10 protein-coding genes are annotated in these 13780 nt (G+C 44.0%); 1 reads left to right on the top strand and 9 read right to left on the bottom strand.

The window, feature by feature from the left end:
- Positions 1 to 45 precede the first annotated feature (45 nt).
- From NSS87_RS10195 to NSS87_RS10170, 6 genes are all read right to left on the bottom strand, one after another.
- Positions 46 to 906 carry an ABC transporter permease subunit gene (locus tag NSS87_RS10195; protein WP_339248502.1) on the bottom strand — a complete coding sequence of 287 codons (861 nt, stop codon included), beginning with the start codon at positions 904 to 906 and terminating at the stop codon, positions 46 to 48.
- 214 nt (positions 907 to 1120) lie between these two features.
- A complete protein-coding gene (locus NSS87_RS10190) occupies positions 1121 to 2779 on the bottom strand; it encodes an extracellular solute-binding protein (RefSeq protein ID WP_339246774.1) in 1659 nt (552 codons plus the stop codon).
- A gap of 568 nt (positions 2780 to 3347) precedes the next feature.
- On the bottom strand, positions 3348 to 4757 hold the full coding sequence (locus tag NSS87_RS10185) for an extracellular solute-binding protein (protein ID WP_339246772.1): 1410 nt from the start codon (positions 4755 to 4757) through the stop codon (positions 3348 to 3350).
- Between the two features lie 158 nt (positions 4758 to 4915).
- Positions 4916 to 6280 carry a collagen-like protein gene (locus NSS87_RS10180; protein ID WP_339246769.1) on the bottom strand — a complete coding sequence of 455 codons (1365 nt, stop codon included), beginning with the start codon at positions 6278 to 6280 and terminating at the stop codon, positions 4916 to 4918.
- Positions 6281 to 6622: 342 nt separating this feature from the next.
- Positions 6623 to 7276 carry a deoxynucleoside kinase gene (locus NSS87_RS10175; protein ID WP_042186705.1) on the bottom strand — a complete coding sequence of 218 codons (654 nt, stop codon included), beginning with the start codon at positions 7274 to 7276 and terminating at the stop codon, positions 6623 to 6625.
- Positions 7273 to 7896, bottom strand: coding sequence for a deoxynucleoside kinase (locus NSS87_RS10170; protein WP_042186703.1), 624 nt, complete (start codon positions 7894 to 7896; stop codon positions 7273 to 7275). The genes NSS87_RS10175 and NSS87_RS10170 overlap by 4 nt, the downstream gene beginning before the upstream one ends.
- Positions 7897 to 8192: 296 nt before the next feature.
- Between NSS87_RS10170 and NSS87_RS10165 the strand changes: the two genes are divergently transcribed.
- Positions 8193 to 9716: a stalk domain-containing protein gene (locus NSS87_RS10165; protein ID WP_339246765.1), complete on the top strand. Its 1524-nt coding sequence runs from the start codon at positions 8193 to 8195 to the stop codon at positions 9714 to 9716.
- Positions 9717 to 9765: 49 nt separating this feature from the next.
- On the opposite strand, the gene nspC is transcribed toward NSS87_RS10165, so the two are convergent.
- From nspC to NSS87_RS10150, 3 genes are all read right to left on the bottom strand, one after another.
- Entirely contained in the window at positions 9766 to 10902 is a 1137-nt protein-coding gene (gene nspC, locus NSS87_RS10160; RefSeq protein ID WP_339246762.1) for a carboxynorspermidine decarboxylase, read from the bottom strand.
- A 9-nt stretch (positions 10903 to 10911) separates the two neighbouring features.
- Positions 10912 to 12111: a saccharopine dehydrogenase family protein gene (locus tag NSS87_RS10155; RefSeq protein WP_042126167.1), complete on the bottom strand. Its 1200-nt coding sequence runs from the start codon at positions 12109 to 12111 to the stop codon at positions 10912 to 10914.
- Between the two features lie 283 nt (positions 12112 to 12394).
- A complete protein-coding gene (locus NSS87_RS10150) occupies positions 12395 to 13771 on the bottom strand; it encodes a DUF5808 domain-containing protein (protein WP_339246759.1) in 1377 nt (458 codons plus the stop codon).
- Positions 13772 to 13780: the final 9 nt, after the last annotated feature.

Below are 13780 nucleotides of genomic sequence, written 5' to 3'. Positions count from 1 at the left end.
TCTACCCTCCTAAAAATCGTACAAAACTCGTATCGGAAGCTATGCTCACCATAGACTGCTCTCAGTTGTTTTCCGGCTAATACGGTTGGCTAGAACGAGTAATGTGAAGTTAATTATGGAATTGAATAATCCTACCGCGGCAGAAAAACTGTAATTCGCCTCCATAACACCTCGTCTATAAACAAATGTTGAAATAACATCCGCAGTGACGTACGTTCCAGGATTGTAAAGCAATATAATTTTGTCCCAGCCCACATTCAGCAGGGTACCCACATTCAGAATCAAGAGGATTAACACCGTAGGCAAAATCCCAGGCAGCGTTATATTCATTAGCTGCTTCCATCGCCCTGCTCCATCTACAACTGCAGCCTCGTACAGGCTCGGATTGATGCCAGATAACGCCGCTAAGTAGATAATTGAGTTCCAGCCCAGGCTCTGCCACATGCCAGAACCCACATAGATCGTTCGAAACCATTCCGGCAGAATCAGGAACTGAATAGGCTCCGAGATCAGGCCGATGCCAAGCAACAGGCTGTTAATAATGCCTCCGGGCTTGGTGAAATCAATAATCATCCCGCAGATAACGATCAGCGAAATAAAATGCGGCAAATAAGACACGGTCTGCAGAAAGGACTTCAGCTTCTTGAGCCGCAGCTCATTGAGCAGCAGTGCAAAAGCAAGTGAAGCAGGAAAAATGAAGATGAGTGAGTAGAAACTCATTAAGAAGGTATTTTTAAGCAGTCTGAGAAAATAATAGCTTTCGAAAAACTTCTCGAAATTCTTGAAGCCCACCCAAGGACTATCCGTGATCCCTAAGTAGGGGTTGAAATTCTTAAAGGCAATGATCGCCCCATACATCGGCTTGTATTCAAAAATCAGAAAATACAAAACCGTAGGAAGGAGCATGAGATAAAGATAGCGATTGGAGGCTATCCGCTTCCAGGGAATCGGACTCCTCTTGACCGGAAGCTTCCTGCTTTCAACTTTAGCGACTTTTACAGGTACAGCCATATAGTTCTCCTCTCCCGGACACTGGCGTTAGTCATAGCTGTCATGTGGCGAGCGGTCACAAAGTACTCTCTGAACCGCTCGGCCCACAACAACCTCCTCACAAGCTGAATCATTTCCCTTTAAATCGCTCGTATGCAACCTGATACTCTTTTAACACATCGTTAATTCCCATCTTCTCAAGTTGCTTCATTACTTTGTCATAGTCCTCAATCTTTTGGCGCCCCATGATCATGGCATTGATTGTTTCGGCTACATAGGTCTGAATATCGGCCATCAATGGAACAACTACATCGTTTTCCTCTGTTGTGAATTGGACTGGAGGCAACTTGCTATCAAAATCGATATAGTCACTATATAACTCGAGCGGATTCTCCGTTTGCCCGTTAGCTTCTCGGATTTGTTCAGCATATCTGGTATCCGCTACCGTAGCCCAGCTTCCGCCCCCGATCGTATGGTTCAGCAGCTCTTGCGTATTTGTGAGGCCATTGGTCGGATGAGTTACTTCTTTCTTATAAATCGGTTCTCCGTTTACCAGATCATATGACTTGCCTTCAACCCCAAAGTTGTTCAGCAGAATGCCTTCTTCTGAGTATTGATAATCCAGCCATTTCATCACTTCCTCAGGATGTTCCGTCCGCGAGGAAACCGCTAATCCGTGTGCTGCTGCTTGCCAGCGGAAGGAGACATGACGTTGATCACCGTTCGGTCCTTTAGGTGGAATGGTTGGTGCAATTTTGAAGGTTGGATGTTTGCCCTCCATTAGGGTAGTAAAGTTCCCCATGTAGGAGCCAGACCAGCCAAACCATGCCCCTGCCACATCGGTAGTCACCTTCTCAGTCAGCGTCTGGAATGTGGTATCTACCAGATAGTTCGGGTCAAGCAATTGTTCATCGTAAAGACGGTGCAGATAGGTTACGACATCCTTGAATTTAGGATCATTCGGGCCATATTTTACTCGGCCATTATCCACGAAGAATCCGTAATCGACGCCAAAGGCAGGCGCGAATAACATCATGATATTTTCCAAGTTGACTGTGACTAGTGGAATTTCATCCTTCTTGCCGTTTCCGTTGGCATCCTGCTCCCTAAAAGCCTTGAGCATGTTATACCAATCTTCGGTAGTTTCCGGCATAGACAGACCCAGCTTATCGATCCAGTCTTTCCGTACTTGCGGGAACATTTGAGTGAGATCCTGTGAATCAAGAACGAGATTAGGCAGGTAAAAAATGTGGCCTTCAGGCGAAGTAATTTGTCCCCGGATATCCGGGTTGTCGTCGAGGATTTTCTTGAAGTTTGGCGCGTTTTTCTCAATTAAATCTTCCAGGGGAAGCAGCGCGCCTTGTGTACCATATTTTCCGGAATCCGTGCCCCATAGATCATTGTAGATAATGTCCGGCAGCTTACCAGATGACATCAATAGGCTAAAGGCTTCCGCACTGGCTTCCGTACTATGCTGAAAGTCAATATGAATGTTAGTGTTCTCTTCCATTTGCTGAAAGGATAATTTCTCATTAAAATTAGTTCCTCTGAAATTGCCGCCGCTGGGTGACCAAAGTGACAGTTCAAGCTTATCTGAAACAATCGGGAGCTGCAGACCACCTACTATTTTACCTTCCTTAGCGGGAGCTTGCGTAGCCTTCTGAACTTCCGCAGTAGGATCTGCGGTATTGCCAGTCTTAGTATTCGAACCGCCGCAAGCAGATACGAGTATAACTAATGACAACAGGACAGGCAGCAGCAGAACTAATTTCCTTTTAGCAACATTCATAATTCAACCCCCTATTAATAACTAAAAAATAAGATAATCATTATGATATATTCACTAACATCAATCAGAAGGAATCAACGATACATTAATAAATTTTTAAATGAGTAATCACTCTGAAAATTACCTTTTATAGGGAATATCCTCCTTTCAACTGCCTTTTTTCTACTTTAATTAGAGGAAAACATCTGTTCTGACTTCTTTTTGATTTACATTTCAGAGTATCAGATCTCTTATTTCGCTAATCTGATATATATCTGATGTATTTCATTATATTTTCCAGCCTACATGATGTCAATATAATAATAAGAAATATCTCTAATTAGTGTAATCTTATATAACATGTACCTGTCGCAAAATGTTGAAATCCCTCAAATTTAATAGAAAACGCTTACAAAATCACTCGTATTTAACCACTTTAAATAAACCATCTCTCATCTCATACAGATTAGGCACAATATACAACTTCTGCTTGCTTTTATTTAAAAAAATGCGTAATAATGGCCCACCAGCACCATTATCACGCTTTACTGATATTCTAAAGAGAACAGCCTTCGCAGAAAAACACCTTTTAAACCTTCTGATCGGCAGCATCCTGTTCCGAGATTAAGAGACTCAATTCCTCATGAAGCGTTTCCTCATCAATCATCTTTGACCAATAAGCGTTCAACAATTTACGAAAGCTTTTTAGAACGGCTATAGAAAGTCCTAAATCTTTAAGGTAGGAGAAAGTTGGAAATAGCTCTCTGTACATCAGATATCTCGAAGGACGATTCAAATGATCCGCCGTACTCATCTCAGCGATCCGCTTTCGAGCTGGAATACTTACTGTGCGTTCCCGAATAATTTTCTGCGCTTCTACGGAAGCAAGGAAGTTAACGAATTGACGAGCCGCTTCCTTTTGTCGTGAATTCCCGACCACAGCCGCTCCGATCGTGACCAGTAATGTCTTCTGCGGATCTTTTGTTTTCAGCCTAGGTAACGGAGCAAGATCATAGTCCAGCGTTAACGCCTTGAATTCATTTAAATTAAAAAAGGTCGTCAGAATCATAGAAACTTGTTCTTGGACAAACAAAGAAATCGTCTCATCTTCATGATTGCCAGCAAGATATTTAGGGAAAATCTGATGGTTGTTCACGAGCCTACTATACACACTAAGACTATTTGCCGTCTCCGGACTAAGTGTACGGTGCTCGGTCCCGTCTACCACGGTTTGAATCCCGCTCTGCAGCAGGAATACAGAATAACGGTTCTCGGAAGCAGGCACAAAATAAATGGCATGTCGTCCACGTTTCTCTGCCAACTGACGAGCCGCCTCAATTAAGTCATCCCAGGTCCAATAGCTATCCGGCTCAGGAAGATCTGCTTCCCGAAAATGGGCCTTGTTGTAGCACAGCACCACGGGGGAGAAGGAAATCGGATAAGCATACAACTGTTCTTCATGATAGAAAGCTTCTGTCGCAATTGGATATAATTCAGGATCAGGATCAAGCGATTCCAGCAGCTCAGCCGAGCCATTTTCAGCCATTTCCTGAAATTGCGTGCTATTCAGCGATACGGCATCAAGCATCCCATTATTGATCATCTCTACGGCAGAATTCACATGGTCAAAATCATTTAGCGCCAGCGGAAGAATATGAATACCGGGATGCAGTCGATGAAATTCACCAATTAGATCATCCAGCAGAAAGTCCTTGGACAGCGAGGCACTGCAGCCAAAATGAATACGAATTCTCTCCTGCACGGACTCCATAACCTTGCTTCCGACACGGTCGATTTTGACGATAAGGCCTTCTTGGACTAACACATCCAGCCCTCTTCTGACCGATTTATTGCTTAACTCAAACTGCTTGGCTAGCATACTCTCTGCTGGCAGATAAGCACCTGGCTGTAGCACTCCACTTAGGATATCCGTACGAATCTTACCCACCATATGATCCAGTCGCTCTCGGAAGGAATGACGACCTGATTTATTATTCATGTACAATTCTCCCCGAAAAATTCAAATTTACATCATCTCCCTCTTATTTTGCGTCAACTCTGAATTGAAGTCAAATGGAAATTCCAGCAAATGCCATAAGAAAAGCCACCTGATTAGAGGTGGCAAACTTCCAAATTATCTATACGTAGGAGATTTCGCTATGCTAATTGTGTAATAACGAGATGAGCTGAAACAGATCTTGTTCCTCCAGCAAGAGGAGTAATAGTAAGTGCAGTGGAATTGCCAGCAGGATTCCGAACTGTCAGTATGGTGTTAATGACCGTTGTTTGCACTATAGCCATTTCTACGATTTCTGATGTACCTGTCGCACGTCCAACTACCGTATAGGCCAGATCTGCGCCATTAAGAGTCAAGATGAGTTGGCCTGCTTCGGTTACACTAACCTGAAACAACACCTGATAAGTCCCTATTGCCGCTAAATTAAAAGAACTAGGGCCCGTTCGTGCAATCGTCGTCCCGCTGGTAGGGCCATTTTGAGGAAAACTCACGTCTGTGCCCGGTGCTACAGTTGCTGCATTATCAGGGGGCATCAGGGCAAAAAAATCAGCAAAACCTAATACTCCTCCTGCTGCTCCGGTCGCTCCGGTTGCTCCTGCGACTCCTGTCGCACCGGTTGCTCCGGCCGCTCCTGGTGCCCCGGTTGCTCCTGCTGCTCCTGCTGCTCCTGGTGCCCCGGTTGCTCCGGCCGCTCCTGGTGCCCCGGTTGCTCCTGCTGCTCCTGCTGCTCCTGGTGCCCCGGTTGCTCCTGCTGCTCCTGCTGCTCCTGGTGCTCCGGTTGCTCCTGCTGCTCCTGGTGCCCCGGTTGCTCCTGCTGCTCCGGCCGCTCCTGGTGCCCCGGTTGCTCCTGTCGCTCCCGCGGCTCCCGGCGCTCCTGCTGCTCCGGTTGCTCCCGCTACCCCTGGCGCTCCTGCCGCTCCAGTTGCCCCTGTCGCTCCCGCGGCTCCCGGTGCTCCTGCTGCTCCTGGTGCTCCTGCCGCTCCGGTTGCTCCCACTGCCCCCGGTGCTCCAGCCGCTCCAGTCGATCCGGTTGCTCCCACAAAACCTTGTGGTCCTATTGCTCCTGCAGGACCAGGTAAACCTTGCGGTCCCTGAGGACCTACGGCACCTTGTGCACCCGGCACTCCTTGCGCACCCTGAGGACCAACGGGTCCCGCTACACCCTGTGGACCTATTGCTCCCGCTGGTCCAGGTTGACCTTGCGGTCCTTGGGGTCCTGGGGGTCCACCGGCGGGACCTTGAGGTCCTTCTGCTCCTTGGATTCCTCGTGCTCCTTGGGGTCCTGGTACTCCTTGGGCCCCTTGTACTCCTTGGATTCCTTGTGCTCCTTGAGGTCCTGTAGCACCAACGACTGTTGGAGTGGTAACATTTACTTCGGGCGGAGGACATGTGACTTGTACAATCTTCTTAATAACTTTTCGACGATGTTCTTTTCTTTTTCTTTTCGAAGGATATACAGTGGCGATTTTTTTCTTATGACATTTTTTATCGTCTGGACAACTCAATACGTACACCTCCCTATAAAGATAGTTCAGTGTACGCATCTTATTAATTTTAGTCATGGACCAATAACTAGTTTTCGCTAGACTGGAATCTATATCCAGAAAAAAGGGCTATAATTATAGGGTGCCGCCCTTGAGCATACTACAATGTCCACACCAATTTGGATTGCTTTTCGTATTTTATTACTAGGACAACTGACACTTCCCTATTAGACCCATATCTATGATTTGGGTCTTTTTTTATTTTTACAAATCATCCCTCAAACTCAGTTTATATCGCTTAATCCGCTTTCTGATTTCATAAAAAACAGCCCCCAAATCCTGGGGGCTCCTAACCATTAATTATTATATTTTATCAGCAGGCTTACGAATCGCATTGCCCACCTTCACAAGAATATCAGACATCGAAGTCTCATCATTTACATCATAATCATCAATGTTCAAACGAAGCACTGGGCAAGCTGTAAACTCATTGATCCATTTCGAATATCTGCCATGCATATGCTCCCAGTAGGAAACATCCGTTTGAATTTCCATCTCACGGCCACGTTCATTAATTCGGGTCAGGATGGAAGGCAGGCTGCCTTCAATATAAATCAACACATCAGGGTGCGGGAAGTAAGGCGTCATAACCATAGCTTCATACAAGCTGGTGTAGGTTTCATAATCCGTTTTGGACATTGTACCTTGATCTGCATGCATTTTCGCAAAAATACCGGTGTCTTCATAGATGGAACGGTCCTGAACAAAACCACCGCCGAGTTCGAACATCTTCTTCTGCTCTTTGAAACGTTCAGCAAGAAAATAGATTTGCAAGTGAAAGCTCCATCTCTCAAAATCATGATAGAACTTTTCGAGATAAGGATTGTGATCGACCTGCTCTAACGAGGTTTGAAAATTAAGTCTTTTGGCCAAGGCGCCTGTTAAAGTGGATTTCCCCACCCCGACAGTTCCAGCCACGGTAATTATGGCATTTTCCGGGATATGATATGAATTCATTTCATTAGCTCCTTTATATAAGAGACAATTTCAGTGAAGTGTTCTGGATTCTCCACGAAATCGACTGCATTTCCATCAATGGTAATAATAACGGTCGAAGGCTCCTGAATGGCAAGAGCGGCCATCGCGTCATCATAATCTTTAATTAATTGCTCCAAATACGCAGTATCCATCCCCTCTTCAAAGGGCCGCCCACGTTTTTCAATTCTGGTTAATAACGTATCTAAATTGGCCTTAATATAGAGGATAATATTTGGCTTTGGCAGGTCATCGGTAAGCACATGATAAATTTGCCGATACTTTTCACGTTTCGTTCCATTCAGCGTTCGTTCTCCAAAGATCAGGTTCTTATAAATATGGTAATCCGAAATGACCGGGATCCCTTTATCTATGTATTGTGTAACGGTATCTTCAAGCTGTTTATACCGATTACAGAGAAAAAACATCTCCAGTTGAAAGCTCCAATCGTCCATGTTCTCATAAAATTTAGCTAGAAACGGATTCTCATCGACAATCTCTTTAATGATCGGTAAATTTAACTCCTCTGCTAGCATAGACGCTAATGTTGTTTTTCCAGCCCCGATTGGGCCTTCCACTGCAATAAACGGTGCATGTCTCATTGACGCTGACTTCCTCCTCAGATACGAACCTTTCAATAGCTAATCAAGCATAAACGCCTTCGGCGTCTTTATAAGGACGGTAAGTGTGTATGCGAGAAATATAAGGATAAAGTATAGTGTGAAACTTATACTTTCTTTATTTAAAACAGACTAAATTATTGTATCACATGAGACCTTTCTTGTGAGCGGGTAAATATGAAGAAACTTTTCCAGTAGTTCTAGCGTCTAAATGTAAGATAATGGATTATATCGTGAACATATCAAATTTATCTAATAAGAAAAAGAGAGGTATTCCTATGAAAAAAAAATGGATCAGCATGGTTAGTGCTCTTCTAGTATTAAGCCTCGCCTGTAACGTAAGCGCAGCTGCAGCTGCAGAGAACACAACCACGACATCCAACCTCACTTCGTATGGCGCGGATTATCTGACCAAAACAGATGGTTCCTTCTGGGTATGGGGCGGTAATCGCTCCGTCCCTACTCAAATCCATGACCTGAATGAGGTACAAGCATACTTTGGTTCCCAATATGTAATGAAGAAAGACCTTTCGGTCTGGCAATGGAGAACATCGGCATACTCTGAAGCTGTTAAAGTGACCCCCGTTCAAGAGCTAGACAATCTGGTCGATATGTTCATGACCGGAAATAGAACGATAGCCCTTAAAGGAGACGGCACAATTCTAAGCGCCCCCCTTTCATCCGATGGACTCACTACCTCCGCGTTCACACCGGTTTCCGGCGTCGATAACGTGGCTGCTGTGGGCGGTTACTATGAGTCTGATCTTCATAAGAGCTGGACACGTTACGTGTTCTTAAAGAAAGATGGAACTGTTTCTACTACACGCGATGACTTCGAAAGCTTCGAAACCATCCAGAATTTAACGGATATTATTCAAATCAAAAACAATCTTGCACTTAAGAAGGACGGCTCCATATGGAGTTGGCCAGTCCAAGATTATTACAAGAACCAGGGAGCTCCAATAGATCTATCTGCGACCCCTCTCAAGGGAATCAGTAATATTAAAAGTTTAAAAGGAAATCAGAACAGCCTATTAGCCATTGATGGGTCCTCTCAATTATGGTTCTGGGGCGCTACCATTACAGGTTCCTCAGACGGAACAACCTATCATGAACAACCACCGATTCTTCTAAAAGGGATCAAGAATGTAGTTGATGCTTACATCGTAGAACGCTCTATTGTTGCGTTAACCGGGGAAGGAAACGTCTATCAAACTTCTATTGAAAACGAAATGATGCCCGCAGATTCAAAATTCACATTTCTCGAAAAAGAAGTAAGCAGCCTAAAGAAAGGCGGACGACATCTCATCATGCAAAAGAAAGACGGCTCACTCTGGGGCTGGGGGGTCAATAAGGACGCACAGCTAGGCTATGGCGACTATGAATTCAGCCATAACGGGCCCGTTCCAGTGCAAAAGCCTATTTCGATCTCCTTAAACGGAGAATCTATCCCACTCTCAAATGGAGTTATTACTAGAAACGGACAAAATTTCGTCCCGCTTCGATCGCTGTTCGAAAAATTAGGTGCCACAATTACCTATAAAGAGAACATTACAGCTGCGAAAACAATAGATAAACAAATTATGATCACACGAACCTCTACAGATAAACCGGCTCTCGCCATTAGTATTAACGGTGTAACTGGAGCGACAATGGTGAACAATAAAACCGTAAATCTTCCTACACTACCCTTCATCGTAAACGGTTCCATGTATCTGCCACTTCGCTTTATAAGTGAGCAACTCGGAGCAAAGGTTGAGTGGCTCCCACAGGAGGAGCGCATCGCCATCACGATGCAATAAGGAGTAATCAAAAAAAGGTGTCCCATCACGGGACACCTTTTTATTAATCTTAAGATAAACGTTCGCTGAAATCTTCGAAAGCAAACTGTTTGATTACTTTGATTCCCTCTTCTTCATTGTAACTAACAATAGAAGGCAGATTCACACCGTTAAACATATGGTTCTTCACCATGGAATAATGGGCCATATCAAGGAATACGAGTCTGTCGCCGTATTTCAAAGGCTCCTTGAAGGAATAATCTCCGATAACATCTCCCGCAAGGCAAGTCATTCCACCTAATCTGTACGTATAAGGAAATTCCCCAGGTTGTCCAGCATCGATAATGTGCGGACGGTACGGCATAGCCAGTACGTCCGGCATGTGGCACTCTGCTGAGGTATCGAGAATCGCAATGTCCATTCCGTTATGCATCACATCAAGAACGGTAGCTACCAGATATCCGGTATTGAGAGCTACTGCCTCTCCCGGCTCCAGATAGATTTCCACACCGTAAGTCTCTTTCATGTGTAGAATACACTTCACCAGGGTCTCCAGATCATAATCAGGGCGTGTAATATGATGACCGCCACCGAAATTAAGCCATTTCATTCCTTTGAGATAAGGTCCGAACTTCTCTTCGACTACCTTGAGCGTACGCTCAAGTGTATCCGAATTCTGTTCGCACATGGTATGGAAGTGTAGTCCATCAATGCCCTCAAGCTCTTCCGGTCTGAAGTTAGGGAGAGTTACTCCCATTCTGGAATAATTGTAGCACGGATCATACAGCGGAACTTCGATCTCGGAATATTCCGGATTCACTCGAATGCCGCAGCTGATGTGTTTCGGTGCATTCTTAACGCGATCCTTGAATCGATTCCACTGGTCAAAAGAATTGAACACAATGTGATCGGAGTATCCAAGGAGCTCATCAAACTCACTATCTATATAAGCTGGTGCGTACACATGAACCTCTTTGCCCATCTTTTCATAGCCAAGTCTGGCTTCGAACAAGGAGCTTGAGGTTACACCATGCAAGTACTTCCCAACTAACGGATACAAGGAATGCATGGAGAAGCCTTTTTGCGCGAGCAAAATCTTTGCTCCAGTGCGTTCCTGTACAGAATTCATAATCTCAAGATTACGTGTAAGCAATCTTTCATCTACAAGGTAACATGGTGACGGGACCGCGCTGATATCTATATCCATTATCGCGCCTTAGTCTAACAGCGTTGGCGAGAAATCTTCTTGCCAAGGCAGACCATGTTTATTTAAAGCTTCCATGAATGGATCTGGATCGAACTCTTCAACGTTGAATACGCCCGGCTTCTTCCAGATACCTTTTATAATTAACATCGCTCCGATCATTGCAGGAACGCCTGTAGTGTAAGAAATGGCTTGGGAGCCAACCTCTGCATAGCACTCTTCATGATCGCAAACATTGTATACATAATAAGTTTTTGGCTTTCCGTCTTTAGTTCCTTGGATGATACATCCAATGTTCGTTTTGCCTTTTGTTCTTGGTCCCAAAGAAGCTGGGTCCGGTAAAATAGCCTTCAAGAATTGCAGAGGAACGATCTCTTTTCCTTCATACATGATAGGCTCGATAGAAGTCATGCCCACATTCTCAAGCACTTTCAAGTGAGTCAGGTAATTCTGCGAGAAGGTCATCCAGAAACGGATCTTCTTTACACCCTTAATGTTAACGGCCAAAGACTCTAATTCTTCATGATACAAAAGATAAATATCTTTTGGTCCAATTTCCGGAAGATCGTATACTTTTTTCTCGGAAAGCGGTGCAGTTTCAATCCACTCGCCATTCTCGAAATAGCGGCCATTGGCTGTAATTTCACGAATATTGATTTCAGGATTAAAGTTTGTTGCAAATGGATATCCGTGATCACCAGCATTGGCGTCTACAATATCAATGGTATGAATCTCATCAAAATAGTGCTTTTGAGCGTAAGCTGTGAACACGCCCGTTACACCTGGATCAAATCCACTACCAAGCAACGCGGTAAGGCCTGCTTTTTCGAATCTTTCTTTGTAAGCCCACTGCCAAGAGTATTCAAATTTCGCTGTATCTTGTGGTTCATAGTTGGCAGTATCCACATAATGCACTCCTGTTGCCAGGCACGCATCCATGATTGTCAGGTCCTGATATGGGAGAGCGACATTAATAACGACATCCGGCTCAAAGCTCTTGATCAGTTCAATGACTTCGTCCGTATTATCTGCATCGACCTGAGCAGTAGAAATCTTCGTGCGGCCTCCGGCTAATTTATCTTTCAGAGCGTCACATTTCGCGACAGTTCTGCTAGCTATGCAGATCTCTTCAAATACATCCGGGTTCTGGCAGCATTTGTGAACAACAACACTGGAAACACCGCCAGCGCCAATAATTAACGCTTTTCCCAAAATAAAAACCTCCTAAAATTCCATTTGCAAAATCAACAAGGCTGATTATACATAATATTTTTGAACAAATCAATAAAAACCGACAAAAAATGATGTTTATTGTGTAAAATCTTCAAGGATTCTTGTTAATACTCTTGAATGCTCATATTTCCTCGATTATCCACCTATATATCTAATGAAAATCGCTGGAATGGAGTAAATTTCCGGAAACTAGGACAACTAGATTATTCTATCACAATAGGGGGCTACTTCATACGTTTTATTTTAAGTTCAATGAGAAACCTCACCACCCTTTCAACTCCGCGTAGAGACGTTCAGTTTCAGTGGCATCCTTATTGTTGTAAAGCACATATATATCTGACAATTTGATCACAATGTACGGCGGAGAATTTTTCACAAGATAGACCTTACTTTTTCCAAACCCGTCAAACTTAAAGTTTCCAATGGCTACTGTATCCGTCGCAACACCATTTGTTCTTCGGCCTCTTGGTAAGCTGTCCACAAGCGTCAGTTCTTGCACATCCTTCATGGCAAAGCTGTAATTGTACATCGGATATTCAATCGAGACCCTTCCATTTGTATCTGTAGTTAAGGTAGGTGTTGAGAAATCAGTCTGAACGCCCATCCAACCCGTCCCGATCAACAGCAATGCAACGAATACAAAGAGGCCGTAATATATACTCTTACCCGTTTTTGTCCCAATATTAATCGTAGTACCAATCCCAAGACGCTTCGGAACCATAACAGAGCGATCATTGGGGTTATTATACGTTGTCCCATTAATCCAATATTCATCATCATCCGTGTAAAGTATCTCATGATCACCTTTTAGCAGCGCAGCTTCAAGTTGTTTCAATTTATTATGTACATAAAAAATACCTGTCACCGGAATAACGGAGAAAAAGAAGACCCTCAAACTCCATACTATAGATGAAGCCGCTCCATTTAAGGATAAGGAATACACCGAAATTACGGCGATACAGCTATTGATGATCGCCATGCCAAACCATAGCAAGGACCAGTATCTGCGATTAGCCTGGTTAAGCAGGATATTAGTCTCGCTGTTATGCGTGTAAACTTTAGGCTTCATTCGATTAAAGGAGATAGCAATAATACAGAAAAATACGGTCAACCCTAACGCTATGCCACCAGCCATTCGAAGAATTTCAATACTATCCTCCGGAACTGGAATCATAAAACATAACGCAGCAATCAGTGCAGGGATTATGTACCAGTATAAAGAAAGACTCATTTTCTTTTTTAGCAGAGATAGCTTGGTATCCATTCGAACCATTCGCTTCTCTCCCACGAACCACTCATTTTCCCGTTTCAGTTCTACCGCTGCACGATGTGCCTTAAGGAATGGAATTCGAAGCAGAAGCATCATTCCACACGTCCAAACATAAAAAAAGATCAGTGTGAAAGAGAGATAGGAGCTTAAGAACAAGATAGGAATCAATGCTAGAACTGATAGGAGTCCATATTTTTTATACCTCTTCTCAGTTGAAATTTGCAGTTCGCGCAGACGTTCATCCTCAAGAGCAAACACCGGCAGACTAACCCCAAACCACAGATTATCCTTCAGCTTCAAAGTACTCATATACGTAAAAAACAAAATAACTAAAATAAATATAGCTATACAAAAGAAGACGATAGCCATCTGAGTGTC

It is taken from the genome of Paenibacillus sp. FSL F4-0243, assembly GCF_037963295.1.
Taxonomy (GTDB): domain Bacteria; phylum Bacillota; class Bacilli; order Paenibacillales; family Paenibacillaceae; genus Paenibacillus_AQ.
The sequence above is the reverse complement of the archived record's forward strand: the minus strand, read 5'-3'. Positions and strand labels throughout refer to the sequence as shown.

Excerpts from the sequence above, each read along its gene's own strand:
- NSS87_RS10195 (WP_339248502.1), bottom strand. The coding sequence starts at position 906 with ATGCTCCTTCCTACGGTTTTGTATTTTCTGATTTTTGAATACAAGCCG.
- NSS87_RS10175 (WP_042186705.1), bottom strand. The coding sequence starts at position 7,276 with ATGAATTCATATCATATCCCGGAAAATGCCATAATTACCGTGGCTGGA.
- NSS87_RS10150 (WP_339246759.1), bottom strand. The coding sequence starts at position 13,771 with ATGGCTATCGTCTTCTTTTGTATAGCTATATTTATTTTAGTTATTTTG.
- NSS87_RS10170 (WP_042186703.1), bottom strand. The coding sequence starts at position 7,896 with ATGAGACATGCACCGTTTATTGCAGTGGAAGGCCCAATCGGGGCTGGA.
- nspC (WP_339246762.1), bottom strand. The coding sequence starts at position 10,902 with ATGGATATAGATATCAGCGCGGTCCCGTCACCATGTTACCTTGTAGAT.
- NSS87_RS10190 (WP_339246774.1), bottom strand. The coding sequence starts at position 2,779 with ATGAATGTTGCTAAAAGGAAATTAGTTCTGCTGCTGCCTGTCCTGTTG.
- NSS87_RS10165 (WP_339246765.1), top strand. The coding sequence starts at position 8,193 with ATGAAAAAAAAATGGATCAGCATGGTTAGTGCTCTTCTAGTATTAAGC.
- NSS87_RS10185 (WP_339246772.1), bottom strand. The coding sequence starts at position 4,757 with ATGAATAATAAATCAGGTCGTCATTCCTTCCGAGAGCGACTGGATCAT.